The following is a 26,700-nucleotide window of genomic DNA, read 5'->3' on the forward strand; positions in this document are numbered from 1 at the left end:
GTCGTTAGGCGCCGCTGCCGGGTGCGACGCGAGTTGGCGCCCGATCCGCCGCCTCGAAAGGCAGGAACTAGGCACCGCATGGCGCTAGAAATGCTTTCGCAGCGCCAGGGTGAAGCGCTGCAGTCGTGGATCGGCGAATGACGAATATCCAGTCTGATCGATCCCTGTGGCCACCACGGGCGGCTTCTGGTTGAACAGATTTTGAACACCGACCCGGATATTGGAATGGCCGAGAATCCCGCCCGTCTTGAACTCGTAGCTGACATAGATATCGCTATAATTCTGGCTGGGGATTTTACTCGCGCCCTGCCAAGCCTCTTCCTGGGCGCAGGTAAAGGCGGTCAGGACCGACTGACACACGCGATAACTTCCGTAGAACTGGGTGTTCCACCCCGCGCTCCAGGAACCCTTCTTCCAATCCACGCCCGCGTTCGCGCGCCACTTGAGCGGTCCTTCGAAAAAACCGGCCCGATTGACCGACGGCTGACCCGGCAAGGACGTCAGGCTCAGTTCGATCGTGTGCGTGGCGATGCCGTAGAAGTGCAGGCTTCCGAAGCCGGTATCCTTGATGTCGTAATCGGCCTGCATATCGACGGCACGAAGCCTCGACTTCGACAAGTTGATCGCGGACGTATCCACGGCAGTAATCGGGCCCGGTGTTCCGGGAGCGTCGCCCGGCAGATTGGGGCCGCGAATGATGCGGCCCGGGAACGATGCCTCATTCGCGAGGTAAAAAAAGATCGGAAGATTGAGAACTTCGTCGCTCTTGCGGATCGACGTCAGATCTACTGAAATCCGGAGACCGGAGACGAACCTTGGCGTCAGCACGACGCCAGCCGAGAAGCTGTTCGACTTTTCGGGACGCAGATCGGGATTGCCGCCGGCCAATATCGTCAGCGGGCCGGGGATGAGGGCGTTGCCCCGCGCCGGGTCGCGCAAATTGAGCAGGAAGATAAGGAAATCGCTAAAGACTGCGGGCGTCTCGGCGCGAAGGTTGGCCAGTTTGGGCGGCAGGAAGCCATTCCCCCAGCTCGCGCGGAAGGCGATGTCCTGGCTCGGCGCATATTTGAACCCGAACGTGTAGTTGGTCGAGGAGAGCTTTTTGGTGGTCGCAGCCTCATCGGGGAACGGCCCGGTCGCGCTACCGACGGGAATGGAGGAGCCTGAATACCGCGTATCGTATCGGTCGTGCCGTACCGATCCCATGAGTTCCAGTTCGTGAATGAATGGTACGTCGTTCGACGCGCCGACGATCGGTGCGCGCAGTTCCAGATAAGCCGACTCCACGTTTTGAGCGGCCTTCGGCGTCCAAAAATACATGTCTGGCCCACCGAACGAAGACGAGTTGACCGTCTCGTCGCTCGCCTCGCGACGGCGCTCGAGCAAGGCGGTTGCCGTGAGGTCGCCGCCTGGCAGCTTCACCACCGGCCCGCCCAGCCGCAGTGACGCTGTCTGCAGTGTCGTCCCAGTTGAGCCGGATGAGGAAGATACATCGAAAAGCGATAGAGGGTTTGCGAGCGGGTTGGTCCTGAGATCACTGAACGCCGCGGCTTCGAGCGCCGCCTCGGCTTCGGCTGACGATGGGCCTAAAATAACGTTGCGGGTGCTGCGCTCCTTGTTCCTCAGCCAATCATATTCGAGCGCAGCGCTCCAACGATGGGGCAAGTGAATGATCGCGCCGGCGTTGACGCGCGTATTCTGGACATTCTCGAACTGCTTCAACCCGTTTGGAATGTTGATGAACGCCAGCACTTCTTGCTGGAACGGGTTGGCTGGTGCGCCCGGGGCGATGTCCAGCGTCCACTGGATCGGCGTTAAGTTGACGCTGTTCGACGTATCCCGCGAAAAATCGACGAAAACCTCAACGTTTTTGCCGAATTCATGCCGGATGTCGGCATTGTAGGTAGTAACGTTCGGCGCCGTCCAGATCGGAAGATTCGAGCGGTCATAGATCAGCTTGCCAGCGCGCGCCGCCAGGTCGGCGGGGTTGCCGGAATACTTGTCGGGCACGCTGGTGACGGCGGAATTGAGTGTCGTGCCGCTAGTGAGCACGAGTGGATCGGTCGAGCAGTCGAAACCATCGTTGGTCGAACAGATATTGGGGCCGCCGAGCAATATTGTCGAATTGGTGGGATCGTTGCGAAATTGCAGTTGGGCGCTGCGTCGAAAGAAATCGCGGTCGCTGGATGACAGGCTGCCCGCCCGTGACCGCGAATACGACCCCATGATGCGGGTGCGGCCCTTTTCGAACGTCCAGCCGCCGTTGATCCCGAAATAGCTCTGCCCCGCCTTGAAGTCGAAGGCGTCATTATATCGAGCTTCGAGATCCAGGCCCGAATAATCGCGCTTAAGGATGATGTTGATGACCCCGCCCGTGGCACCGCCGCCATAGATACCGCTCGCCGTCGCCGGCAGCACTTCGATCCGCTCGATCTGCGACATCGAAATGCCATTGATGTTCGGCTGCCCGAACGTGTCGCCGGTCGAGATGCTGGGAAGGCGTCGGCCATCGACAAGAACGAGCGTCTCATCGGTACCCAGCCCGCGCAAATCCAGACGGCCCGTGGCCTGCGTGCCCGCACCAACCTGAGATTGGGTCTGCTGCGTCGCATTCATCGGAAGCCGCGCTTGCAGGAAGTCCTCGACGTTCTGCGCGCCGCTTTGCTGCAGTTGCTGGGAGTCGAAGACGACATAGGGTTGGATGTCGTCCCGGTTACGGCGGATGTCATTGTTGAGCGAGCGCCGCCCGTTGACAAGGATATCGGCGACCCCCTCGACCGAGGCCTGCGGCGGGGTGTCGGCGTCAGCGGCGGGTGGGGCCGCAACAACCGGAGTCGCGGCGCGCAACGCAATCACCCGCCCGTCGTCGCTCGCCACCTCGAGACCGCTACCCTGAAGCAGGATCGCGAGCGCGTCCCGGGGCTCCATTGCCCCCTTGACAGCGGAGGTACGAATGCCTCGCAGCCCGCCCTTTGGCGCCACGATCTGCAGGCCCGCTTGACGCGCGAATTCAGGGATCGCCTTGGCCGCCGGCTCGGAGGGCACGTTGAAAGATTTTGGATCGGCGTGGGCCGCGGGTGCGGCAAGCGAGATACCCAGCGCAACCACACTCGCGCCAAGCCACGGCTTGAACCTCAAAAGCTTCTCGACGGCCATCGTTCTACCCCTTCTTTCGCTATCGCGATTTCCCCTATTCGAGAGGTAGACGCACGGTTGCTCCGTTTCCCCCAATGCCGACGTCATTAAAAGTTCACGTCGCGCCGCTACCGCGCACGTTCGTATCCGACGAGTTTCGATGGGCGCGACCGAAGCGCGTCCGTGGATCGCCGACTTGCTCTGCGCGGTTGGCACAAAGCGCGAGACGCTCGCGGGCCCCAAAGGCGGGGTGTTCCGCTGGGATAGTGCGATCCGCCTCGCAACGATCAAGCCGGTTCAGGGCGAAGCGGCGAAACCGTCGCTACGCCATTCTCGATCAACAAGCGCCGATCGTGATAGGCAGCGACGCTTTCCCTATGCGCGACCGAGATGATCGCGGCGCCGGGCAAGCGCTGGACCAGTGCCTTGTAGAGCTGCTCTTCCAGTTGGGCGTCGAGTGCACTGGTCGCCTCGTCCACGAAGAGGAAATCAGGACGCGCCAGGATCGCCCGTGCCGCGGCTATGCGTTGCTGCTCCCCAGGCGAAAGGATGCGGTTCCACGGCATGAAGTTGTGCAATTGCGGCGCCAGTCGCGCGAGACCGAATGCCTCGAGCAATTCGACATAGTCCGCATCATCGTGGGTATCCGGCGCATCGGGATAGGACATCAGGCTGGCAAGCGTCCCGTCGGGCATATAGTTGCGCTGCGGCAGGAACGCGATCTTGGCGCGCTCGGGGAGCTTTACATCGCCATCTCCGTACGGCCACAGACCCGCGATGCTGCGGAGCAGCGTGCTTTTGCCTGCGCCCGACTTACCCTGCACGAGCAATCGTGAGCCTGGCGCGATTTGAAGATCATCCAGTTCGACCATCGGCTGGCCGTCCGGGTAGGTGACATTGAGGTCACGTACGCCGACGCGCTGGTCAGAGATCGCCTCGACGCGAATACCGCTCTCCAGCGGCATCGACAACAACTCATCGAACAACTGCAGTCGCGCGACGGACGAACGCAAAATCGCCAACTCGCTATATTGCGTCGCGATCGTGCTGATACCCATGTATACAGAAGCGAATGACTGCGCCACGACCTGAATGTCGCCGACCTGCATCTTGCCCTGCAAAACGAAGGGAATGCAGATCAGGGAGGGAAACAGGAACAGAAAGACATCGGGAAGGCCGCTGACAAGCGTAATGCGCATGTTCGCTGTCGTATAAGCACGCCAGTTGATGATGATTAGGTGGAAGGTGTTTGCCAGACGCTTGCGTTCTATCCCGCCAGCCCGCGCGAAGGCTATCGCTTCGCCGTTCCCTCGGATCGCCTGCATCTCGAGACGAAATTGCGCCTCGAGCCGCTGGCGAACGACTTCGGCCCGCGTCAGCAACCGCCCTGCCCAGTGGACGAGCACTGTCATCAGGATCGCTAGCCCGAAAGCCACGTAAACGAGAAACCCGGAAATGGCCTGGGTCGTGCCCAATGCCGGAATGACAACAGGCGGCGACAGGCGCCAGAGCTGCGATGTGTAGAGGAAAACGCTGAACACCGACGCGACGACCGACACGCCGATCAGCGTAACCTTCTCTACATAGGTATAGATATCTTCCTGGATACGCTGTTCGGGATAGTCGATCTGGGTGCGCTGCTCGAGATGGAAAAAACGGTTATCTTGCATCCAGCGATCGACGAGCCTTGTCGTGAGCACCCTGCGCATTCGAATGCGAAGGGCGAGACGTGACCATACGCCGATCACGCCCAGGATGCCCGTTGCCACTGCGTAGGCCAGAAGCTGCCAGACGATTCCTGGGATCACCGCGCCGTTCTTGGCGGCAAGTGCGGTGACGAGAGCCCCGGACCCCACCACCATTTTCATGGTGACCACCATCGTCGCGGTGCTCTGGACGAATTGATATGCAATCAGGAGCGTCCCGAGAACTGGGTCGGCCTTGATGTACCGCCAGATCATGCCGGCGCCATATTTCACATGGAGCCAGACCGTGCCGGGTGGAACCTCCGGCGGCTTCTCCGCCCTTGCTGCGTCTTCCGCGGATGGATCGGTCACATAGGTGTCGGTCATTGCACGTACAGTCTCGGTTGGAGGAAGGCTTTGTGCGGGAAATCAGACGTCCCGGCGCAGGAGAGTGAGGATGGTGTCCATCTGCTCGCGCAGAAAGGGGACCATGAGCGGCCGAGCGCGCTGTTTGGCAGCGTCCATCCGGGACACCGCCTCTGGCTGCTGTGTCGCGAGCATCGCGCGTTTTACCCGAGGAAGGTGATTTAGGATATCTTCGTCCGAGGCGTCTGCAAACCGCGCGTCGCCTCGAGCACGGCTTAGTTCCCGCGCCCCGACGAGGCACTTGATCCAATCAATCTGATCCTGCTCCGGCAGGAACCGCACCGCCAGGACCTGCAAGTACGAATTCAGGAATTTTTGGCAGATCGCTGGAAACTCCACCGCGATGCTGGTCAGCGGCCATGGCAGGGATTCGACGAGTTCCGCGACGGGATATCCCTCGGGATCGCCGCTCGTCTCGGACGCGCGAAGCGCGTTGGCGCGCACGGCCCGCCATTCCTGGCGGGAGACAATTTCGCCGCCCAATTCGCGCGTCCACAGATCGATGATCTCATGCGCAACCGCGCGCACTCCTGACGCGGTCTGAGGTGACAAGGGGAAATCGTCGGACAGGATTTGCGAGAGAAAGGCCGGCATGAAGCGCGTCACCACATCGCTTACGTCGTCATCGACTTCTATCGCGTCCAACCACTCGGTCCCGAACGACCATATCGCATCATCGCCGCGCATGACGAAGCCGAGCGGGGCTTCCGTATCGTCGACAAAGGAGATGCCGGCGTTGATCAGTGTTTCGCACAGAAGCGCGAGTTCGAGCGTTATCCCTGTCCTAGCAACGAATTGTCCCGGATCTTGCGTTTCCGCGATCGTCCCGGCCAGCGACGCAATGGGGTTTTTGGTCGACCATTTCAGAAAGATAAAAGGGGTGATTTGTCGCGCTTCCCACTTTTCGCGAACGCGCTTGAGCGTCTCGGCTCTCAAGGCAGGATCGCCAAGAAACGCTCGAAGTGGCATTGCGAACTCCTGCTGAACACGCGGCAGGGGGCATTGGATATAGTCGCGAAGCGCGCCAGCATGGATCCCCTCCCCCGAAAATGGCTGCTCACGTCACTCCCTTCGCAGAGGGGATTCGCGGGCATGTGACGGAGAGACGCACGGCCTTCACGTTTTCCGCACCCACGCGGTGCGATTTTTTCCAGGAGACGACGCAGCCGCCCGTTTGCGGGTACCTATCGGGACTCCGGCCCCGGCGCTTGCGCCCGGGCCATGTGGATCGAAATCGCGAGTGCTCGGGCAAGCGCGCCCTGACGACGCACATCCGCGGAAAGCCACGTATCGAGTTCGATTTCCTCTTCCGCCGACAAAGCGCGCGCATCGATACGAGCAGCCCAGAGAGCTGCCGCATCGTCAATCCGGGCACTGCTTTCGCGATCGGCCATCTGACCCAGTGATACTTGCATTACGTGGCTTAGACGCACCACGCGATGATATTCCGGAACGGGCAATTGCATCCATAAAGAGGCGAATGCCTTTTGCCATGTGTTTTTCCACCGTGCTTTCCGAAACATTCATGCGTTGGGCAGTGTCGCGCTGAGACAATCCCTCGATGCGCCTGAGCATGAAAACCGTAGCAACCTGCGTCGGAAAACTCGCAACGATCTCGCCGACACGACGCAGTTCGTCTCGATCCGACGCTTTCTGTTCAGGCGATGCATCCTGGCATTCGAAGCGGGACAATTCCACATCCTCGACAGCGCGGATCGATACCACCTGCGCGCGCCTCAGATGGGTGCACATGATGGAGTGCGCCGTTTGCAGGAAATAGGCATATGGATTGCGCACGGCATCGACGCTGTCCAGCGCTGCGAGCTTGGCATAGGCCTCCTGGACGATATCGTCGATCTCGAGGCCCTCGACCCTGCGCCGCGCCAACCACGCGCGAAGACTCGGCTCCAAGGGCAAGATGTGCTCCGCCAGCCACGATGCCCGTTCGTTGTCTACGCGCATCATGGCTCGATCACCCGCGCATATGTCCGGAACTTCAACGCTGCCTTCCCGAGCAGCCGCGCTTGATGACCGTCGTGGGTGACCGCCCGCTCCAGCCGGAGCGCCATCCCGACGGTCTGCTTCAAGCATTGAAGTGGCGCGTTGGTCATCCTTATCCTCGGCGCGAGACCCGCGTCCCGCGGTCCTGCCTCATCGTCTTGGCAGCTACCCCGAAGCGGGCCCGGAACAGATGGGAGAAATGGGAAAGGCTGGAAAAGCCCACCCCGTAAGCGATTTGCGATATGCGGTCGTTGGTTCGCATGAGCTGGTATTGAGCCGTGACCAGCCTGACCTCGTTGAGAAACGCGCTGAAGCTCGTGCCGTGTGCGGCGCAACTCTTGTAGATCGTCCGAACGGAACATTTGAGGCTCGCCGCTGCATCTTGTGCCGAAAGGCCGGGCGTATCGAGGTTGCGAATGATGAACTCGATTATCTCCCCCATGCGCCCCTGCCAGCGCGGCACGGCCTTTTCCCCATCCACGCAAGCGGGCAAGGCGGTGCGCATCAGGTCGACGATCATGGTCAGTCCCTGGGATGCGACAGTGTCGTCACCGGTCTTCAAGTCGAACAGGGTCCGGGCGAGATCGGCGATGATCGGAGCGGCGAAATAGTCCTTGCCGACATGAAGGTCGGGCAGGACCGCGAAACCGTCCAGGAACCGCTGCATCGCCCACCAGGCCGGGAGGGCGATGATCAGCGCATCCAAATTGTCCCCCACCTCAAGGGTCATGGGCTGCCAGGCACGCGCGACCGAGATGTCGCCGGCTGACAAGGTTCGGTTGTGGCCCACCTGACCGACACTCAGCTCGCCCGAGCGCACGAAGATGATGTGCGCACAAAAGCCTGGGCCATCGAATGCGGTTGCTCCTTCCAGGGAGAAGGCGACCGCGCCGGTGGTAAGATGATGGATCGTCGCGATGTCCCGCAAAACGCTGTCAACGTGCCATCCGTCTCCGCCGCGCAATCCGCGAACCGGATTGGCTGGGAAAATCAGGGCGATTTGCGCGGGGGTTGCTGCCATCAGACGTTTGACTGATTGAGCATTCTGCCCCGATTCTGTTCGAACCGGGACGCCGTCCGCGCCGGGAATGATGCCTCGGCGAGTTCGAGAACGCGTCGTTGAATGGCAGCTCTCCACGCTGCCATCTTGGCATTCGTGCGCTCGCGCCTTGCTATCGATCGAACCTTGAGCGCGTTTCTCGCGGGATCCGCCGTCCAGATTTTGTCGGCCTCGGCCAGGAAGTCCTCAATATCGATGCTGTCGATCGACTGCCGCCGCGACAGCGCCTCCATCACCTCTTCGTTGATCTTGTTCATCGCTGTCTCGAAAGCGGCGTTCTCCTCGGCACTGAAGCAATCTTCATCGGAAGCGTCGGCTTCGGCGCTGACCGCCGACGCCCAGGCGGTCATCACGTCGTGAGCGGCACCGGGAGCACGCTCGAGATCCCAAGCGAGCGACATTGCCAGATAAATCGCGGCTGCCATCTTCTCGTTGTCGCCATGAACATTCGCGAGCTTGGCCCGAGCGGCGCGCCACGCCGTCTTGTCGACCGGCGTGTCGATCGACTGCGCCACCAGAGCAATCACGTCTTCGCACGCATCGCGAACCTGCCCATGCTCCACGACCTTCGAACGACCGTAGACCGGGTCGCTCCATGCTAGAAGCAGGGTCTGGCGTGCCAGACTGCCCGTTTCCGCGCCGATGGGGATGGCGTCGAGCAATGCCTCGTAAAAGCGAGCAGCGTCCTCCGCTTCACCGAAGCTTCCGAGCACCGGCAACAATCGCGCCAGAGCCGGGTGGAGACCAAAGTCGTCGGAGACGATTGAGATATCGCCCTCGATCGAAGCGCGAGTGAGCCACGCCGTATAGATCGGGCCCTTGCCGCGAAGGTCGGCGATCAAGGCATGCCGCTTCGCCTCGTCCCCAAAGGCACGGTAGACGCTCATTGACCGGCTCCAGCAAACGGCTCGAGAACCGCTGCGAGCTTCCCGCGCGACACCAGACCTTGGAAGCGCTCAACCGGCTGACCGTCCTTCATGACGATGAACGTCGGAACGCCTTGAACGTCGTAGGTTTTGGCGAGCATCGGCTCCTGATCGATGTCCACCTTGACGAACGCGATCTCGCCCTCGAACTCGCGCGCGGCATCCTCCAGCGCCGGTGCAGACGCCTTGCACGGGCCACACCAGACGGCGTGGAAATCGACCAGAACGGGAATAGCCGACTTAAGGACTTCGGCCTCGAAAGCCTCGGTCGTGACGTTCTTGAGATTGGACATTGGTTTCCCTTGCTCACGCGGCATGGTGCACGACGTCGGATGAGGCTGCGGCGGGTCGCACATCCTCGGCCAAGGCGGCCGCAGCATCCTTATCGATGAGGTAGCGCTCGGCCTCCAACGCGGCCATGCACCCCATTCCGGCCGATACGACGGCCTGGCGGAAATGCTTGTCCTGCACGTCACCGGCGGCGAATACTCCGGGCACGCTGGTCGCTGTCGACCCCGGTGTGACCAGGATGTAGCCCTCCTGGTCCATCGCGAGTTTGTCCTTGAACAGGCTGGTGGCAGGATCATGACCGATCGCGACGAAGAGGCCATCCACGGTGAGCGTGGATTGCTCGCCGGTCACCGGATGATTTAGTTGGATGCCGGTCACCTTGCCGCCATCTCCCAGCACCTCGGCGACTTCGGCGTTCCAGATGGTCTTGATCTTGGGATGAGCGAACAGGCGCGCCTGGTTGGTTTTGTCGGCGCGCAACGTGTCCCGGCGATGGATGAGATAGACGTCGCTGGCGAAATTGGCCAAGTGAAGGGCGTCCTCGACGGCGGTGTTACCCCCGCCGACCACCGCACAAGCTTTGTCCCGGAAGAAATAGCCGTCGCAGGTCGCGCAGGCCGACACCCCTCGACCCCGATATCGGGTTTCACTGGCGAGGCCGAGCCAGCGCGCATTGGCACCGGTCGCGATAATCAAACTGTCCGCGGTGTAGCGGTCGCCCATGTCTCCGGTCGCCTCGAAGGGACGCTTCGACAGATCGACTTCGACGATATAGTCGGAGATGATTTGCGCGCCGACATGGCGCGCATGGTCGCTCATGCGCGCCATGAGATCAGGGCCTTGCACGCTGGCATCCCCCGGCCAGTTTTCGACATCCGTGGTGATCGTCAGCTGGCCGCCCGGTTGCGGTCCTTCGATCAGAACTGGGTCGAGCGCACTTCGCGAGGCATAGATCGCCGCGGTATATCCGGCCGGCCCCGAGCCGATGATGAGCACCCGGCTGTGGCGTGGGGCGGACGGTGTTCGCGCGTTTCGCATCGTCATGCTCCCGCGCCCCCGACCACGACCTGGTCCATGCGGATCGTCGGCTGACCCACGCAGACGGGCACGGTCTGGCCGTTCTTGCCGCAGAAACCGATGCCCAGTTCCAGGTCGTTGCCGATCATCGACATGTGCTTGAGGGCCTCGTTGCCGACGCCGATAAGGGTGGCGCCCTCGATCGGCGCGGTCACCTTGCCATCCTCGATGAGGAAGGCCTGTTCGGCCGAGAAGTTGAATTGGCCCGAGGTGATGTCGACCGTGCCGCCGCTGAACTCCACGGCATAGATCCCGCTCTTGACCGACGCGATAATCTCTTCCGGATCGTACGGCCCGCGCTCCAGAAAGGTGTTGGTCATTCGGGTCATCGGCAGGTCGGCGTAAGATTGGCGACGACCGTTTCCCGTCAGCTTGTCATTCATGATCCGGGCGCTGATCTTGTCCTGCATCAGGCCGACAAGACGGCCGTCCTCGATCAGTACGGTGCGCTGCCCTGCGACCCCTTCATCATCGACGTTCAACGAGCCGCGAGCATCGGGAACGGTGGCGTCGTCGACGACCGTGACGCCGGGGGCGGCGATCCGCTCACCCATCATGCCGTTGAAGACCGATTCCCGTTTGCGGTGGAAATCGCCCTCCAAGCCATGGCCGATGGCCTCGTGCAGGAGAACGCCGGGGAAACCGTTGCCCAGCACAACCGTCATTTCGCCGGCGGGAGACGGGATGGCATCGAGATTCGTGAGCGCCACCGAGGTGGCTTTATGAACCAGCTTTTCCAGGCGGCCTGTGTCGAATTCGCCCAGCGTAAAGCGCCCCCCGCCCCCAGCGGAGCCGGAAGCGCGCCTGGCATTGCCTTCAGCCACAACCGAAAGGCTGATGCGGACCTGCGGGCGGATATCGCCAGCGAGTGTGCCGTCCGTCGCGCCGACCAGGATCGTCGAGTCTTCGACGGCCAGTTGGGCGTTGACCTCGGTGATGCGAGGATCGATCGCACGGGCCAGGTCGTCCAGCTTTCGCAGGAGCGCGACCTTCTCGACCGTGTCCAAGCCGCCGGCCGCTGCCAGCGTCGAATACGCTGGCAGGCCTTGACCGCCCGCCTTGATTTCAACGCCGCGGCCGGTCTCCGCGGCATCTTGACCATGTGACTGCATGGCGCGCGCGGCCGCGGTGACGGCATCGATGGCCTTGGGACTGATATCGCTCGAATAGGCGAAAGCCGTGTTCTCACCGGTGACAGCGCGCGCGCCAACGCCCTGCGAGATACCGAAGGAGGCGCGCGCCACCTTGCCTCGTTCCAACGCCCAGGTGTCGCGTGTGGTCATCTCGAAATAGAGATCGCCATAGTCGCCGCCGCGCGCCCAAAGGTCGGAGAGGCCGTTCTGAAGCTTGTTGGTGTCGAGATCGTTGGCCGCGAGAAGCTGGTCTTGCGCATATGCCAGACGATCGGGAACAGGCAGAGACATCGAGCTCGACTCTTTCGTGGAACGAGTGGTGATCACCGGCCGGCGATCTGCATGTCGGGCAGCAGGATCGAACCGGCCCTGATGCCTCCTGCCCGATGGACGTCGGCGCCGATCGCGGCGATCGACTTGAACATGTCCTGGAGGTTGCCGGCCACCGTAAAACCCTGGACGGGCCCGATGACTTGCCCGTTCGCCACCCAGAAGCCGGCGGCTGCCTGGGAATAGACCCCGGTCGCAGCGTTGGTGGCACCGCCCATGAACCGGGTAAGCCACAGGCCTGTGCCCATCTTGCGCAACATGGCCGCAAGATCATCGGCAGGCTCCGTATGGCTGCTGGCCAGCGAGAGATTGCGCATGCCGCCGGCGTTGCCGGTCGAAACGCGACGAAGCTTGCGCGCCATGCGCGTGTCGAGGAACAGGCCGGTGACGACGCCGTCGCGAACGATATCGCGGCGCGCGCCGGCGACGCCTTCATCATCAAACGTCGTGCTCGCCAGGCCAAAAGGTTCGAACGGATCTTCGCCGAGCGTGACATGCTGGGCAGCGATCACCTGACCAACCGCATCCGGAAGGAACGTCATCCGCTGGAATTGCGAAGAGCCGGTCAGCTGCGTGCACATATTCCGCACAAGGCTCGCGGCGACCGTCGAATCGACCAGCACCGGAACGCGGCGCGTGGCAAGACCCTCGGCACCGAGCATGCCCAATGCCTGCTCGGCGGCGCGGCGCCCGACGTCATCTTCCGATTCCAGACCTCCCAGCTGGCGGTCGACCGACGACCAATTGCCTTGCTTCATCTCGTCGCCGCGCTGGGCGATCGTCTGGCACCAACGGTGCTGGACCGAACTGCTCGCCGTCCGGCAGAATCCCTGGCTCGTCGCGAGCGCGAACCGCGAGTCCTGGCTTGCCGCCCCGGCTTCCGAGACCCGGACGGCATCCTTGGTCGACATCGCTATTACCGCTTGCTCGATGGCCAACGCGGCGCCCGTAAGGCCCTCGGCAGGTTGGTTCGACGGAGCGAACAGCGGGACGTCGGGCGCAGCCCAAGCGAGCGCATCGCGATCGGCCAGGCCTGCCTCCGGATCCGGCTCAAGCTGACGAGCCATGCCGATCGCCTGCTCAACCACACGATCGATCGCGGCGCGGCTGAGCGACTCGCTCGAGGCGACGCCGGTGCGGCCGTTTTCGAATATAGTGATCTGAAGGCTCTGGCTGCCTTCGCGCACGGCATTCTCGACTTTGGCCTTCGCGACGGTGACGCTGATCCCGCCTCCTTCGTGAACCCGAGCGATCGCGCCGCCCGCACCCAGCGCGACACTCTTTTCTATTGCGTAGGTCGCCGCCTTGGCGAGATCTGCCTCGGTCTGCAGGAGATACGTGTCGCCTCTTTCACCGAGGGCCTCGACGGGCCGGGAAAGGCTATTGACGCTCATTCGAGTTCCTTTGAATCCCCGTGCTTCACAGAACGAGGCCGGCACTTCCGGCGCTCTTCGTCGATCACGCATTTATAGGAAGGATTTGCCTGGGCGGTTGCCTGACCGGCCCCAGCTTGTTGCCTGAGAGTGCATTTTGCAGCGGGAGAACGTTACCTCTGGACGCACGAGACCGTGCGGCGCCGGCTTATGGGATCGCCGTCAGGTCGCAGAAATGCATGATTCGCGAGGCACCGCAGCGACAATTTTTTGGGTCGCGCGGTGCCGTTGCGGAAAATCGGTCGGACGCCGCCGAACATATTCTCGCCACTCGTTTAGTTGGTCGCGCTGGCCGTAGGAATCCTTGCTGTAGGTAACCATTGCCCCGCGAGCGACCGACGAATGCGGAGGAGGATCATGCGCCCCGATTATGCACAAACGCGGATTCATCTCTCGCATGCCGAGTTCGCGATGAACTGGAAACGCATTTACCGAAATCGTCGCGGCCTGCCCGAGTCTGCGGGAATTTGATGCCGGCAGGCTGATGCTGGAGGGCGCGCGGTACCGGCAACGCGGCGGGAAATACGGGCGCTCGATGCTTTCGCGGCCCGCTGATTGCCCGCCCGAACTTTGGAGATGAGCATGACAACGGCAAGGCTTTTAAGGGAGGAAGCGCAAACCATCGCGCCGCCGGAGCCGGATCTGACGCCTCATCAAATCGTCGCCCGCGCCGACGGCATGCGGGATAAGTTACGGGTTGCGCAGGCGGCGGCTGAAGCCGCTGGAAACATCTCCGCCGAAACGAATCAGGCGCTGGTCGACGCCGGGTTTTATCGCGTGATCCAACCGCGCGCTTTTGGCGGCTACGGGTTCGATTTGCCAACTTATGTCCGTCTCGTGACGGCCGTGGCTCGAGGGTGCCCCGAAACGGCATGGGTATTGTCGCTCGTGCTAGGCCATGTTCATCAGCTGTCGACTTATCCGCTCCAGGCGCAAGTCGAAGCCTATGGTGACACAGGAGACTTCCGTGCTCCAGAGGTGGCCGCGCCGCAGGGACGCGGGGTTGCGGTCACCGGAGGCTACCGCGTGACCGGCGCGTGGGATTATGCCTCGGGCTCGGCCCACGCCACCCACATCCTGCTCGCTTTCACGATCGACGATGCCGAGCCGGACGGCGCACCGATGCGGATGGGGCTGTTCGACCGCACGGACTATGAGATCGTCCGCAACTGGGACGTAATCGGCATGCAGGGCACCGGCTCCGACCGCGTGACAATGACCGACGTGTTCGTGCCGACGCACCGCGCCAAGCCCTACCCTCCGATGAAATCGGTGCTGCCGCCCGAGATCTATCACGACGAGCCGCTATTTCATGGGCCGGCACGTCCGTTCATCGTCACCGAATCCGCGGCGGTGATCGTGGGTGCGGCCGAAGGCGCGCTGGACCTTTATGAGGAGAGCTTCCGCGTCCGCAAGGCGACTGGGCCGACCGGCGGGCCTCGGCAGGAGCTCGCCGAATATCAGTTCAATTACGGTCGCTGCCGGGCATTGGTCGACACCGCACGCGCGGCGCTGCTCCAGGCCGCGAGCGATTATATGGAATTCGGCCGCCGTACCTGTGCGACGGGCGAGCCCTGCTCGGAGGACGACTGGCGACGCCTGACCCTTGTCATCCTCCAGAGCATCCATCTGGCGCACGAAGCGGTGGATATCATGTTCCGCACGGTCGGTACGTCTGCTTCGAGGAAGGATTCGATGATGGGCCGCTACTGGCGCAATGTCGGCGTCTTGCGTGGTCATTTGGCCCATCAGTCCGACAGCTCGGCAATCAATTATGGCCGCACCCATTTCGGCCAGTCGCCGGTCGGTATCGCCTGATGGAGGGCGCGGCGCTGCTGCCGGATGGACGCGTATCTAGTCGAGCATCGCGGGCGCCACTCTGAGCCTCGCAACGCCACGCTCCGTCTCCAAGAAACGTAGGGGCCGTGCCATCCGCATGGGGTCCGACAGGGTTATTGTTGCAGCTGGTTACCGGTGCTGATTGGGGGCAACGGAAAGGCAAGCGGACGGCACTCCGCGCCCCTTGCTGAAAAGGTCTCACCGCGATGACGATCAGATTCCCAGGAAACGATTTCTCCAATTTCGAGGCGCCGATGCGCGCCGAGATCGACCTGCGCGCCCTGGAGGTCATTCAGGGCGAGGTGCCGCGCCAGCTCGACGGCGGTTTCTTCCGGCTGATCGGCGATCGCAAATGGCCGGCCTTCGTTGAAAACGATATCTTCATGTTGGGCGAAGACGGCATGGCGTCCTGCTTCTATTTCAAGGACGGCATGGTCGACTTCAAGATGAAGTACGTCCGTACCCCTCGCTTTGTGGCCGAAGAGAAAGCCGGTCGTGCGCTGTTCGGCGAGTACCGCAACCCGTTTACCGACGATCCCTCTGTCGAGGGACTGAGCCGCGGCACCGCGAACGTCACCATGCTGGCCCATGGCGGCAAGCTATTCGCGCTGAAGGAGGACAGTCCAGCGATTGAGATGAACCCCTTCACGCTCGAGACAATCGGCGAATACGATTGGAATGAAGTCGTCACTTCGAAGGCGATTACCGCCCATCCCAAGATCGACCCGAAAACGGGCGAGCTGGTATTTTTCGGCTATTGCGCCGCGGGCCCGGCGACCACCGACATCGCCTATTACGAAGCCGATGCAACCGGGAAGATCATTCACGAAACCTGGTTCCACGCGCCGTATACCTGCATGGTCCACGACGTGATGGTGACGGAGAATTTCGTGGTCTTTCCGGTCACGCCGCTCCGCCATGAGCTTGAATGGCTCAAGCGGCACGAGCCGGCCTTCAAATGGGACCCGACCGAACAAGTCTATCTCGGCGTCTTGCCCCGCAAGGGAAAGGGTGAACAGATCCGTTGGTTCAAAGGGCCGACGCAGTGTCACGGGCATACCGCCGGCGCATTCGACGATGGCCGCTATATCTACGCCGACAATACGTTCAGCAAACGGTCCTTCTTTCGGTTCTTCCCGAACGCGGACGGATCCGATTTCGATCCCGCCGACACCATGCCGTACCTCAAGCGCGTCATAATCGACATGGAGAGCAACGGTGACGGCTTCACCGAGCAGCAGCTGTTCGACTATCCGTGCGAGTTGCCGCGCATCGACCCTCGCTTCGAAACGATGCCGTACAGTTTCGTCACGATGAACCTGCTCGACGTTCCCGAGCAAGAGCGGATCGGCCATGGCTTTCAGTGGGTCGCCACCATGGACGTCAACGGCAAAAAACCTGCGCAAATCCGATACGCCGGCCACAATTGCTCGATCGGAGAACCCCAGTTCGTGCCGAAGAACGACACCGCCGCAGAAGGTGAGGGTTACGTCATGACTGTCGTCGGCCGTCATGAGGAGAAGCGCAGCGAGTTGCTCATCCTCGATGCCCAAAACATCAACGGCGAGCCGGTCGCCACCGTCGCGCTGCCCTTCCGACTGCGAAGCACCGGTCATGGTTATTGGTACGGTTCGCGCCAGCTTCGCGGCGAGACCAATGTAATCGGAGCCTGGTAAGATGGGGAATCTGAAGGGCAAGGTCGCGTTGGTCACGGGCGCGAGCCGCGGCATTGGCCGCACCATCGCGGTGCGGCTCGCGGCCGACGGCGCAACAGTTGCGATTCACTATGGCGCCAACGCCGACGCCGCGCGAGAAACGCTGGCGACGATCGAACAGGCAGGCGGCCGCGGCTTTGTGCTGCAGGCGGACTTGAACACGCCCGAGACGTCGATCACTACGATGTTTGCCGATTTCGATCGCGGTCTGGCCGAATGTTCAGGCGAGTCCGGATTGGACATCGTGGTCAACAATGCCGGGCAGATCATGTTCGGTTCCGTCGAAGTGCTCAAGCCATCCGAATTCGACAAGGCGTTCGCGGTCGACGTCAAAGCGCCTTTCTTCATCACCCAGGCCGCTTTGCCACGCCTTCGCAACGGCGGTCGGGTAATCAATATATCCTCTGCCACGTCTCGCTTCGTTAACCCGAACGTCGTCTCCTACGCCATGGCGAAGGGCGCGCTCGAGGTGTTCAGCAAAACCGCCGCTCTTCAACTTGGTGCGCGCGGGATAACCGTCAACGCCGTGGCGCCTGGCCCGACCGGGACCGAGGAATTCCTGCGCATGGCGGAGGGAAATCCGGCGTTCGTCGAGCACGCCAAAGCCCAATCGGCGCTGGGGCGGCTCGGAACGCCGACCGACATTGCCAATATCGTGGCGTTCCTTGCTAGCGATGAGGGCAGCTGGATCACCGGACAGCTGATCGACGCTACCGGTGGCACCTTGCTTGGCTAACGACCTGCCTAAATCAGCTTATGGAGCCGTTCGACTTTCAGGCACTGCGCCGAGGCAGCTTCCTCCGGGTCCTGCCGGAGAATAGCCGCGATCACCTTCAAGGTCTCTGCGCGGTAGATCTCTCCGACCTTCTCACTCTCGGGATCCCGAAGCGACGACGACCATGTTGAGTAGCTTTTGGTACAGCGCAGGAGGATGTCGATGAGCGGCTCATCAAGAATGTCAAACTGACTGTCTTCGGCTTCCTGCATCAGACCAAAGGCAACGCGCGGGCCGGACCGCATCAGGTCGCGCTGTGCAGCCTCCAACCGCATCCGGTCCGTTCCCGTGGCATTGCGCGCAGCGATCGAAACGGCCTCACTGCTCAACAACTGGTACAGGTCCATGGCGTCGCTTGGAGAAACCTTTGCCGATGCAAAGTAACAATTGATCAGCCGGCAAACGGCGGCCGGGTCCGGGATCTGTCTCATCAATCCCTTTCCGCGCCCGGCGGTCGAGACGGCGATTCCTTCGAATTCGAGGACGCGAACGGCCTGCCGGAGCGCGCTCCGGTCAGCCCCATAGCGGTCACACAAATCGAGTTCGGAACCGAGCCGCTGATCCTCGACGATCTCATCGCCCAGGTCCCGCATCAGCAGCCTGAAAACCTGTTCTGCGCGCGAGCGAGCCATCTCGGCTGCCGCTCCACGCTTCACGTATCCCTGCGGCCCACTTTCGGCAAACCGGTCGGTTGCAGCGAGCAGTTCGTCGACAAGCTCAGGGAGCACGGACGTCGATCGGCCTCTTTGCTGCTCCCGCATTCTTGTACGCACCAGCCGAAGGAGGGACCGGCATATATGGCCCTGGAGGGCCGTCCTGCGCAATGATGTGACGTAGCGATGGATTGCCTCGAGCAGGACCGGAACCGTGGGTGCGAGGACGATCAAACCCCCATTCGGGCCACGGCGCATTCTCGCGGTGCCCCGGCTCTCGAGAATGCGCACGCCTTCGCGAACGACAACTTTGCAAACCTGAAAGCGAGCGACCAACTGAGCTTCGGATCCGTAGAGCATGCCGGTCGGCCAGCCTTTGCAGATCAGATCCTCCTCGATCTGGGCAGCGATCTGGCAGGCTGCCTTGTTGTTCGCAGCACCCGCCCCAACGATCGCATCGAACAGCGGATTGGCGATCACAGCGGAGCGCGAAACGAGAAGGGCGGAACGCTGGTCCGACGCCAGCTGCGCGATGCTCACGACATCTCTCCTTAATCAGCGGCGATGTTTTTTACCGTCTGCCGCGATCGTCAAACATTATGCGCGCGTTGCTAGAGAATTCAACGATTGGGGTAGCGCGGAAGGGTAGCGGTGAGCAGCACGGCAAGAAGCAGCGCGCCGACAACAACCGGAATACCGGAGGCATAAGAGCCCCAGGTGTCGCGGAGAAGTCCAAGCACGACCGGCCCAACGCCAAGCGACAGCGTAGTGAGCCCCACCGCAACGCCGAAGATCGTAGATGCGTTCGCCAGGCCGAAGTAGCGGCTGGTGAAGAACGGGAGCAAGCCCGCCACTGCCGCGAAGCCGGCGCCCAGGAGCGCAAAACCAACGACAATCGCCCACTCCTGCGACGTCAGCATGGCCAAGAAGCCCAGCAGAGGAACAGCGAAGACGACCGCGAGCAGACCCGGGCGCGGCAACCGATCGGCGGCAGCGCCGGCGATCAGCGCACTGATCGGACCTACCAGCGAATATAAGGTCAGCGCGAACGTGGCGGTGCCGCCGGAAATGCCCAACTCGACGCCCCATGGGATGAAGTGGCTCGCCACGCCGCTGGCCGAGGCGCAAATGAGCGTGGATGCGGCCATCACTGTCCAGAAGGGGCGGCTGCGGAACGCCGCCATGGGCTTCACGTCGACACCGACCGGACCAGGCATGCCCATCATGTCGGGTGGCGCGACATCGGGCGCTTCGCGCAGGAACAGGAACGACACGGGCAATGCGATGAGAACGATCATTCCGGCGAACGTCAGATATGTTCCGCGCCAGCCCAGATCGACGATGAGCACCCGCGCCAATACGAGCAGTATGGCGGTAAAGATCGCAACGGATCCTCCAAGCACCGCGCTGAGCGCGATGCCGCGGCTGCGGTCGAACCAACCAGATATGACTTTCGCAAGCGCGACCGGGCCGCAGGTCGCCGCGAGCGGTCCCATAAGCGCGGAGACGAGATAGAGCGTCACGACGCTGCCGTTCAGAAAGGACATCCCGACCAGGGTTGCCGCCCAGGCGATCAACCCCGGCAGCAACACCCTGCGAACGCCCATCGTGTCGATGAGCCGCCCCACCGCAGGCCCGGACAACGCGCCGGTCAGGCCGGAGATCAGCATCGCCTGCGGAAAGATCGCCGCGCTCCAGTGGAACTCATTCGACACCGGCTCGAGAAACAACGGGAAGGTACCCATGAATACGGGTGCGAAGCTGAGCCCCATGCAGATCGAGCAGGCGATCGCCACGACCATAGCCTCGCGGCTCATCTCCGTCGCTGCGCGGGCGGCCAGAGGAGGCAGTCCTCCGTCGCGGAGCACCGTCTCAATCGCATCACTCATACAATATTCTCTCCCAGTCCGTCGGCGTTTCGGCGGGACAGGACGCGCACCTCTCCCATTTCGCACACCACAAAACGGTTCGAGCGGGTTTAGCGTCGGGAATCCGGTAAACCAGAGGTGACTATTGGCCAGCGCAAGCCTCCGGAGGCGCCGCACGGGAAATCCTGCAGCTGGTTTATGGGCCCCGCCTGTCCGAAGATGGTCTCATGCTGACCGGCTAATCCAGTTGGGCGCCGGTCTCGGATCGCTAGGATACGACGCACGATGGGAGAGAGTGGCGCAAGAGTGATGCTGGCCGCGGCCACCGCTCTATTTGTGGCATCCGTGGCGGCACGCGCCTCCCATCGCGCCAACGATAGGGTCGCCACCAGCGCGCCGACTACAGACAACATCATTCCAGCCGGCGCCGATCGGATCCTGTCCGCCTACGCGACCTTCCCGAATCCGACAGGGACGCTAGCGGTGTTCAACGCCGACGGGCCGGTCGCCACTCGCGGACATCCCTTCTTCGAGCCTCTCGGACGCAACGGGCGTGCCTGCGTCACCTGCCACCAACCCGCGGACGCCATGAGCCTGTCGGTGCGAAGTATCAGGGCGCGTTGGGCGGCCGCAGGCCCGAAGGACAGTCTGTTCGCCGCAGTCGACGGGGCGAATTGTCCAAATCTCCCGGTCGGGCAGCGCTCCTCTCATTCGCTGTTGCTGGACAAGGGACTGTTTCGGATCCCCCTGCCCTGGCCGCCGCGCGATCCCGCCGGCCGCGCGATCTCTCCCGAGTTCGACATCACCGTGGTCAGCGACCCGACCGGCTGCAACACGGACCGCGTCTACGGTCTTAAATCGAGCAATCCGCACATCTCGGTTTTCCGGCGGCCGAGGATGGCCGCGAATATGAAGTATGTCGAACCCGAACGACCGCTCAGCCTGTGGCATATCCGCACGGGCGAGGTGCGGCCTCTCGATCCGGCGACGGGACATCGGCTGGGCGGCAACGTGATGAGCGACGGGCGCGCGCCCACGCTCATCGCCCAGATGGTCGATGCCTCCCGCACGCATATGGCGATGAAGGGGGGGCTGTCTCCAGCGCAGCAGACCCAGGTTCGCAAGTTCCTGTTCCAGGTCTATGCAGCGCAAGTGACCGATCGTGCTGGCGGCCGTCTCGACACCGGCGGCGCGTATCTCGGGCCTCGTGCGCTGCGCGACGGCAAGCCGGCGGTGGTCGGCGCATATTCGGCGCGTCCCATGTTCCCCGAGATCGAGGGCTGGGTGACGCAGCGCATCGCGTCGTCGATCAAATGGATTCCGCTCGTGAAGCTGCCGCCGTTCCCCGCGACCCGTGCAGGCGAGGCGAGCGAAGCCCCGGCGCAGCGGGCTTTCCGCGACTCCGTTGCACGCGGATATCTTTCGTTCATGTATCGGCAGTTCCTGATCCGGAACGTCGCGGACCTGAACGCGTTCATCGGCAATCCGGTCAAGCAGACCTGTGCGGCGTGCCACAATATGGTGCAGACCGGGATGGATGTCGCACCGGGATATCTGGATCTCGGCACCACGACGTACCCAACGGCGACACCCGCGCCTGACCTGCCGTTGTTCCGGATCGATTGCCACAAGGATACGCCGCCGCACCCGTATCTCGGGCGCGAGATTTACACGACCGATCCGGGCCGTGCCCTGATCACCGGCCGGTGCGCAGATGTCGGCAAGGTAGTGATCCAGCAGATGCGAGGGCTTGCCGCGCGGGCGCCCTATTTTGCCGGCGGTTCGGCACAGGATCTGCGCGCTGTGGTCAATTTCTACGATACCCGTTTCCGCATCGGTTACACGCAAGACGAGATCACCGATCTCGTCAATTTCATGGGTGCCTTGTAATGGTCGCACGCAAATGGATGGCCACGCTCGGCGTCGTGATCAGCACCCCTGCGCTTGCCCAGAGTCTGGCGGCGCCCTCCCCTGGCCGCCCGGTCAGCTTTGTCGCTTGTCCGGAATTCCGCAACACGGCACGGCAGTGTTGGCTCGCCGAGTCCGGCGGTAAAACCTATTATATCGGCGCGTTTCGTATCGGCACGCCTCCCCAGCTTCTGCACAAGGTACTGGTCGAAGGGGTGGCCCATGACGACCAGAGCAGCTGCGGTGGGATCAACATCGATCCGGTTCAAATCTCTCCGTTACCAGAGCTGGACTTTTCGTGTGACGCGGTACTGCCGGACAATGGAACAGCGCCACGCGAAGGGTCGCTTTTTGACCTGCCGCCAGAGGTGCTTGCACGCAACGGCGGCGATGTTCCCACCCCGCCCCCGCTGACGAAGAACATGGCTTTCGCGGTTACACTGGACTTCGATCGCACCGTGCTGAACCTGGTCAACCAGGCCAAGGTCGAGTTGATCGCCCGAACGATCATGGCGTCGCCAGTGGCTCGCGTCATTGTCACGGGCCACGCCGGCCAGTCTCGCCTCGACGACGGTTCGGTCATGCGCGAGGCGCCGGAGGTAGCCGCCCGCCGCATGGCAGTGGTTCGTGACGCGCTGATCGCCATTGGTGTCCCGGAAAAAATTGTCGACGGACGGATCGCGGATAGCCTGCCCGAAGGCTCGTCAGTGCTGGGTCCCGAAAGTCGCGAGGTCACCATCGACGTCGTTTTGGCTCGGCCATAACGGTTGCTCTCCAACTGACACGGCCACTTTTCGCGAGGGGCAGCCCTCCATTCCAAGTGAAAGGGCGTGCCTTACGCTTGAGCCGCGATCTGCCGCACGATACGCGTCTCGAGCGACGACGCGTCAGAAGACTAGCCCACGCCGGCCAGGAGGAGCGCCGCCGGTCATGATGCTGATGGCTGCCTGTTCGGCAGCGTCTCTATTTCGCTGGCTTTTCGACGATGCCGATCGACATAGGCCCAAGTCGCGCTTCGTCCCAATGCTCGTCGACTTGGTTGCCGACGAACCGCCACATGTCGAAATGCGTAGTCGTATAGGTCTCGCCCGGCTTGCCGCCGGGCCGCGGCAGCACCATTGCGCTGGCCACCACGACCATGTCGCCCTCGGCGACGACGGCAAACACCGGGATCGTCATCTTGGGCAGCCGGTTCTCGCGAAACAGCGTCTTCACGGCCTCGCGACCGGAGGCGATATTCGGGTTATGCTGGATGTATCGTTTGGTCATGTAGACGTCGACGAGATCGTAGCGATTCTCTTCGAAAATCTTCGTGTAGATGTTGTACACGACCTGCTTGCGCGCATCGATCACGGGATCCGTGCTGTGAAAAAGCGCGGCTCGGTCGGGCGCACCGACAACGGCTTCCTGGGCGGTAACCGGCGTCGCAGCGAGTAAAGCGGCCGTCATAGCCGCAACCATCCACCGTAGCATCATCGTCTCCTTCGACGCGGCGGCCGACGCGGTGTGAACGCGCATGGCCGTCGTCTAAAGTATCTTTGCGCGGAGCCTGGCGAGGCGGATAGGTCCGTATGCGATCGTCGCCTCGCCAACGCCATAAGGCGCCCAGGCCACCGCTCGTCCTATCCCCCTCGCCTGTGTAAGTCCCAGAGCTCCTTAAAAGCGGCGCTTCAGCGTTAGCGACCACTCACGAGGCGGCGCGGGTTGACCCACCGCAGTACTGTTGAGGAATTGAAGGTCGAACGTATTGAACAGATAATATCGATTGAATAGGTTCGTTACCCCTACGATCGCTTCCCATTTGCTGTTTTGTGGACGCAAGCTGATCTGGGCGTTCGCAACCGTATATGCGGGGATGACGTTGAAGGTTTTGTATGGCTGCACCAGGGCCGTATCGCGTGAGTAGAACGAGGCCTGGTGGTTGATGTCGAAACGCGGGGTTATCGTTCCCAAGCCACCGATCACCCAGTCATATTGAATGCCGATGCTCCACTTGCTCTTCGGCGTGAAGACGTGAGGGCTGTCGAGGTTGAGACCGGAGGCGATCGCCGACGGCGAAAGCCTCGTGTATTTGAAATCGAGTGTGCTGAGCGACGCGTCGATGTTCAATCCGGGCAGCGGCTCGAGAAATGCCTCGATCTCGACACCCTTAATATTCGCCCGTCCCGCGTTGATCGGCACGTTCGCCGGGAAGGTTCCCGCCTTCGGGTTGTAGGTGGGAGATGCCGGGTTCTCGTCTTCGGGCAGGTTAGGATTGAAATAGGGTGACGAGGTGTCGATCACGATGTCCTTGTATTTGTTCAGGAACGCCGCGACGTTGACCCGGACACGTCGGTCGAAGAAACTGCTCTTCAGACCGAGCTCATAGGCCTGCAGCGTCTCCGGCTGGAAGACACCCTGCTGGTTGCTGAACAATGGCCGGGCATTGATCCCGCCCCCCCGGAAACCGGTCGACCATTGCCCATAGACCATCACCCCGGGGGTCAGATGATAATCGATCCCCGCTTTGTAATCCCAGTGCGTCCCCTTGAACTTGGAATAGAGCCCGTTGATGCCGACGAGCGAGGCGGGCACCAGTCCGGTGGTGGCGTCGGTGCGTGAGAACAGATAGTCCTTCTGGTCGTCGGTGTAGCGAATGCCGAAGGTCAGGTTCAGCTTGTTGAAGAGGTGCCACTCTACATGGGCGAAGGCCGACTTATTCTCTGAACGAACGGGATCGTTATAAATGAAATCCAGCCCCTGCGACGGAAAATGTGTGCGGCCGCTCTGCCGGGAATAGCCATTGAAATAGAACCCGCCCACCGTCCAATCGACGCTCTTGTTCCAAAAACTACCTGTGAGCCGCAACTCCTGGGTAAATTGATGGTGCCGATTGAAGGTGTAGTTTGTTTGGTAGTCGAGAGGAGACTGGTCGACATCGTCTCCGAATCCGCCGCTATAGGCACGATACGCGGTAATCGACTTCAACGAGAGATCGTCTCCTAGCCGCCAATCGATCGTGCCGGAGACCCCGCCGTCGGTAAAGTCATTATGCGTCGGAACGCAGAATCCCTGCGATGCGGGAACCGTGACGACCCCGCCAGGCGTCGCGTAAATGCCTCCGCTACCGGCACAATAGGTACCGTAACTCGTGTATCGCTTGGTCGTGACGAACCGATTGTCGAACGGCGTCCCGTCGAGGAAGGATACGCCACCGAACGGCGGTGCTGATAGCAAGATGGAGGCGGACGTCTCCGACTGATCGCGCGTGAAGTCGCCGATGATGTTCACTTCGAGGGCATCGCTCGCGATGAAGCGGAGCGCACCCCGCACTCCCTTGAAGTCCTTGCCGCCCTGCGTGCCGAGCTTGCAGCTTTTCTCCAACCGAGCGCTCGCCGCTCCATTGTTTGTTGCACAGGCATAATCGTACCGGGTCAGGTAACCGTCCCGATGTTGGGAACTGCCCGAGATCCGGGCGTAGAGTTTGTCCTCGATAATGGTGAAGTTCGACCCCGCGCGCACATCTATGCGGTTGAACGAGCCGACCGTTCCTTCGACGAAAGCGTCGGGATCGGCCGAGGGTTTCCGTGAGTACAGCTTGACCGAGCCACCGATCGAGTTCTTGCCCGACAGCGTCCCTTGCGGACCACGCAATATCTCCACCCGGTCAAGGTCGAGGAGCTGAAAGGCCGAGCCGAACGTGGTCGCGTAGTAGACGTCGTCGATGTACATCCCGACGCCAGGCTCATAGGCGAAATTCGAGTCGAATTGGCCGATACCGCGAATGTAGGTCTGCGCGGTCGCGCCGCCATGGACCGAGCCGCCTTGGACGATCGTGACATTGGGCGTCTGGGCGGAAACCTGCGTGATGTTGGTCTGGCCACGCGCGTCCAGGAGCGCGCCGCTGACGGCCGTGATCGCGAGAGGCGTGTCCTGCACCCGCGTGCCGCGGAACTGCGCCGTTACGATGATGTCCTGCGGATCGGCCGCCGGGGCAGCGGCCGGCTCAGAAGCGGCGGGCGAGGCACTCGGCGGCTTTGGCGGATCCGATTGCGCCCAGGCGGGGTTCGCGGATACGACGCCAGCGATAAAAAGCGGCAATGCCGCATAGGCGCAGCGGACAGCACAAGTATCCATTGCTTTAAACTTAGCCATTTCTCCCCTCCCTTCAGAGCTTAATCGCCGTCCGTCTATGGATATTCTTGGATTTGAGGCGAATGCCCGACCCAAGACAAAGCTAGACTTGCGGCGCCGTCGCTGCCGCCCGCTTTAGTGCAGGTCGGCATTGAAAAGGCTCTAGAGGTCGGAAATGGCAAAACCAGTGCAATCATCTTCTTCCCACGGAAGAAGGGGTGGCGCCTCGACGTATCAGAAGGGTCATCGCCTACCGAAATGTTGGCGAATCTTAGCTGGACATCCACCGTCACCTGCTGGGTTTTCGACCTAAACAGGCGACCTCCGCTGCG

Annotated in this window: 21 protein-coding genes; 5 read left to right on the plus strand and 16 right to left on the minus strand. The window is 61.9% G+C overall.

What is annotated here, in order from left to right:
- Positions 1-84 precede the first annotated feature (84 nt).
- The 12 genes from SMA01S_RS04455 to SMA01S_RS04500 all read right to left on the minus strand — a co-directional run bounded on the left by SMA01S_RS04455 (position 85) and on the right by SMA01S_RS04500 (position 13,458).
- Complete coding sequence (locus SMA01S_RS04455; protein ID WP_066817835.1) at positions 85-3,156, minus strand: TonB-dependent receptor; 3,072 nt, start codon at positions 3,154-3,156, stop codon at positions 85-87.
- Positions 3,157-3,422: 266 nt separating this feature from the next.
- Entirely contained in the window at positions 3,423-5,207 is a 1,785-nt protein-coding gene (locus SMA01S_RS04460) for an ABC transporter ATP-binding protein/permease (RefSeq protein ID WP_066817839.1), read from the minus strand.
- Positions 5,208-5,249: 42 nt separating this feature from the next.
- Entirely contained in the window at positions 5,250-6,215 is a 966-nt protein-coding gene (locus SMA01S_RS04465) for a hypothetical protein (RefSeq protein WP_066817842.1), read from the minus strand.
- A gap of 215 nt (positions 6,216-6,430) precedes the next feature.
- Entirely contained in the window at positions 6,431-6,640 is a 210-nt protein-coding gene (locus SMA01S_RS24460) for a hypothetical protein (RefSeq protein ID WP_157093796.1), read from the minus strand.
- Positions 6,609-7,211, minus strand: a complete 603-nt coding sequence (locus tag SMA01S_RS04470) for a sigma-70 family RNA polymerase sigma factor (protein ID WP_066817844.1) — start codon at positions 7,209-7,211, stop codon at positions 6,609-6,611. The genes SMA01S_RS24460 and SMA01S_RS04470 overlap by 32 nt, the downstream gene beginning before the upstream one ends.
- Positions 7,208-7,357 (minus strand): hypothetical protein, encoded by a 150-nt coding sequence (locus tag SMA01S_RS24800; protein WP_169804183.1) that lies wholly within the window; start codon positions 7,355-7,357, stop codon positions 7,208-7,210. Before SMA01S_RS24800 ends, SMA01S_RS04470 begins: the two co-directional genes overlap by 4 nt.
- Before the next feature lie 2 nt (positions 7,358-7,359).
- Entirely contained in the window at positions 7,360-8,268 is a 909-nt protein-coding gene (locus tag SMA01S_RS04475; RefSeq protein ID WP_066817846.1) for a helix-turn-helix transcriptional regulator, read from the minus strand.
- Positions 8,268-9,149 carry a hypothetical protein gene (locus SMA01S_RS04480; RefSeq protein ID WP_157093797.1) on the minus strand — a complete coding sequence of 294 codons (882 nt, stop codon included), beginning with the start codon at positions 9,147-9,149 and terminating at the stop codon, positions 8,268-8,270. The genes SMA01S_RS04475 and SMA01S_RS04480 overlap by 1 nt, the downstream gene beginning before the upstream one ends.
- A 41-nt stretch (positions 9,150-9,190) precedes the next feature.
- Complete coding sequence (trxA, locus tag SMA01S_RS24090; RefSeq protein WP_157093798.1) at positions 9,191-9,526, minus strand: thioredoxin; 336 nt, start codon at positions 9,524-9,526, stop codon at positions 9,191-9,193.
- A gap of 13 nt (positions 9,527-9,539) precedes the next feature.
- The gene (gene trxB / locus SMA01S_RS04490) at positions 9,540-10,562 is read right to left on the minus strand and encodes a thioredoxin-disulfide reductase (protein ID WP_084250084.1); all 1,023 of its coding nucleotides are present in this window, start codon (positions 10,560-10,562) and stop codon (positions 9,540-9,542) included.
- A gap of 2 nt (positions 10,563-10,564) precedes the next feature.
- Entirely contained in the window at positions 10,565-12,061 is a 1,497-nt protein-coding gene (gene tldD / locus SMA01S_RS04495) for a metalloprotease TldD (RefSeq protein WP_218016832.1), read from the minus strand.
- Positions 12,058-13,458: a TldD/PmbA family protein gene (locus SMA01S_RS04500; RefSeq protein ID WP_066817853.1), complete on the minus strand. Its 1,401-nt coding sequence runs from the start codon at positions 13,456-13,458 to the stop codon at positions 12,058-12,060. Before SMA01S_RS04500 ends, tldD begins: the two co-directional genes overlap by 4 nt.
- A gap of 615 nt (positions 13,459-14,073) precedes the next feature.
- Here SMA01S_RS04500 and SMA01S_RS04505 point away from each other — a divergent pair.
- The 3 genes from SMA01S_RS04505 (at position 14,074) to SMA01S_RS04515 (ending at position 17,787) form a co-directional block, all read left to right on the plus strand.
- On the plus strand, positions 14,074-15,315 hold the full coding sequence (locus SMA01S_RS04505) for an acyl-CoA dehydrogenase family protein (protein ID WP_245649159.1): 1,242 nt from the start codon (positions 14,074-14,076) through the stop codon (positions 15,313-15,315).
- 275 nt (positions 15,316-15,590) lie between these two features.
- The gene (locus SMA01S_RS04510; RefSeq protein ID WP_218016834.1) at positions 15,591-17,012 is read left to right on the plus strand and encodes a carotenoid oxygenase family protein; all 1,422 of its coding nucleotides are present in this window, start codon (positions 15,591-15,593) and stop codon (positions 17,010-17,012) included.
- A 1-nt stretch (position 17,013) separates the two neighbouring features.
- Positions 17,014-17,787 (plus strand): SDR family oxidoreductase, encoded by a 774-nt coding sequence (locus SMA01S_RS04515; RefSeq protein ID WP_066817857.1) that lies wholly within the window; start codon positions 17,014-17,016, stop codon positions 17,785-17,787.
- Positions 17,788-17,795: 8 nt separating this feature from the next.
- On the opposite strand, the gene SMA01S_RS04520 is transcribed toward SMA01S_RS04515, so the two are convergent.
- Together SMA01S_RS04520 and SMA01S_RS04525 are read right to left on the minus strand one after the other, a co-directional pair.
- The gene (locus tag SMA01S_RS04520) at positions 17,796-19,019 is read right to left on the minus strand and encodes a GntR family transcriptional regulator (RefSeq protein WP_066817860.1); all 1,224 of its coding nucleotides are present in this window, start codon (positions 19,017-19,019) and stop codon (positions 17,796-17,798) included.
- Between the two features lie 80 nt (positions 19,020-19,099).
- Positions 19,100-20,281 (minus strand): MFS transporter, encoded by a 1,182-nt coding sequence (locus SMA01S_RS04525; RefSeq protein WP_218016835.1) that lies wholly within the window; start codon positions 20,279-20,281, stop codon positions 19,100-19,102.
- Between the two features lie 783 nt (positions 20,282-21,064).
- Here SMA01S_RS04525 and SMA01S_RS04530 point away from each other — a divergent pair.
- A complete protein-coding gene (locus SMA01S_RS04530) occupies positions 21,065-22,237 on the plus strand; it encodes a hypothetical protein (protein ID WP_245649150.1) in 1,173 nt (390 codons plus the stop codon).
- On the plus strand, positions 22,237-23,019 hold the full coding sequence (locus SMA01S_RS04535) for an OmpA family protein (RefSeq protein ID WP_066817869.1): 783 nt from the start codon (positions 22,237-22,239) through the stop codon (positions 23,017-23,019). The genes SMA01S_RS04530 and SMA01S_RS04535 overlap by 1 nt, the downstream gene beginning before the upstream one ends.
- A 199-nt stretch (positions 23,020-23,218) precedes the next feature.
- Here SMA01S_RS04535 and SMA01S_RS04540 read toward each other — a convergent pair whose 3' ends face one another.
- Positions 23,219-23,773 (minus strand): nuclear transport factor 2 family protein, encoded by a 555-nt coding sequence (locus SMA01S_RS04540; RefSeq protein WP_066817872.1) that lies wholly within the window; start codon positions 23,771-23,773, stop codon positions 23,219-23,221.
- Positions 23,774-23,911: 138 nt separating this feature from the next.
- Complete coding sequence (locus SMA01S_RS04545; RefSeq protein ID WP_084250062.1) at positions 23,912-26,389, minus strand: TonB-dependent receptor; 2,478 nt, start codon at positions 26,387-26,389, stop codon at positions 23,912-23,914.
- Between the last annotated feature and the right edge of the window lie 311 nt (positions 26,390-26,700).

Origin of the sequence: Sphingomonas mali NBRC 15500, from assembly GCF_001598415.1 — a bacterium.
GTDB lineage: Bacteria > Pseudomonadota > Alphaproteobacteria > Sphingomonadales > Sphingomonadaceae > Sphingomonas > Sphingomonas mali.

What these genes read in the sequence shown, in the direction of transcription:
- SMA01S_RS04455 (WP_066817835.1), bottom strand. Translation starts at nt 3,156, where the DNA reads ATGGCCGTCGAGAAGCTTTTGAGGTTCAAGCCGTGGCTTGGCGCGAGT.
- SMA01S_RS04460 (WP_066817839.1), bottom strand. Translation starts at nt 5,207, where the DNA reads ATGACCGACACCTATGTGACCGATCCATCCGCGGAAGACGCAGCAAGG.
- SMA01S_RS04465 (WP_066817842.1), bottom strand. Translation starts at nt 6,215, where the DNA reads ATGCCACTTCGAGCGTTTCTTGGCGATCCTGCCTTGAGAGCCGAGACG.
- SMA01S_RS24460 (WP_157093796.1), bottom strand. Translation starts at nt 6,640, where the DNA reads ATGGCCGATCGCGAAAGCAGTGCCCGGATTGACGATGCGGCAGCTCTC.
- SMA01S_RS04470 (WP_066817844.1), bottom strand. Translation starts at nt 7,211, where the DNA reads ATGATGCGCGTAGACAACGAACGGGCATCGTGGCTGGCGGAGCACATC.
- SMA01S_RS24800 (WP_169804183.1), bottom strand. Translation starts at nt 7,357, where the DNA reads ATGACCAACGCGCCACTTCAATGCTTGAAGCAGACCGTCGGGATGGCG.
- SMA01S_RS04475 (WP_066817846.1), bottom strand. Translation starts at nt 8,268, where the DNA reads ATGGCAGCAACCCCCGCGCAAATCGCCCTGATTTTCCCAGCCAATCCG.
- trxA (WP_157093798.1), bottom strand. Translation starts at nt 9,526, where the DNA reads ATGTCCAATCTCAAGAACGTCACGACCGAGGCTTTCGAGGCCGAAGTC.
- trxB (WP_084250084.1), bottom strand. Translation starts at nt 10,562, where the DNA reads ATGCGAAACGCGCGAACACCGTCCGCCCCACGCCACAGCCGGGTGCTC.
- SMA01S_RS04500 (WP_066817853.1), bottom strand. Translation starts at nt 13,458, where the DNA reads ATGAGCGTCAATAGCCTTTCCCGGCCCGTCGAGGCCCTCGGTGAAAGA.
- SMA01S_RS04505 (WP_245649159.1), top strand. Translation starts at nt 14,074, where the DNA reads ATGAGCATGACAACGGCAAGGCTTTTAAGGGAGGAAGCGCAAACCATC.
- SMA01S_RS04510 (WP_218016834.1), top strand. Translation starts at nt 15,591, where the DNA reads ATGCGCGCCGAGATCGACCTGCGCGCCCTGGAGGTCATTCAGGGCGAG.
- SMA01S_RS04515 (WP_066817857.1), top strand. Translation starts at nt 17,014, where the DNA reads ATGGGGAATCTGAAGGGCAAGGTCGCGTTGGTCACGGGCGCGAGCCGC.
- SMA01S_RS04525 (WP_218016835.1), bottom strand. Translation starts at nt 20,281, where the DNA reads ATGGTCGTGGCGATCGCCTGCTCGATCTGCATGGGGCTCAGCTTCGCA.
- SMA01S_RS04535 (WP_066817869.1), top strand. Translation starts at nt 22,237, where the DNA reads ATGGTCGCACGCAAATGGATGGCCACGCTCGGCGTCGTGATCAGCACC.
- SMA01S_RS04540 (WP_066817872.1), bottom strand. Translation starts at nt 23,773, where the DNA reads ATGCGCGTTCACACCGCGTCGGCCGCCGCGTCGAAGGAGACGATGATG.
- SMA01S_RS04545 (WP_084250062.1), bottom strand. Translation starts at nt 26,389, where the DNA reads ATGGCTAAGTTTAAAGCAATGGATACTTGTGCTGTCCGCTGCGCCTAT.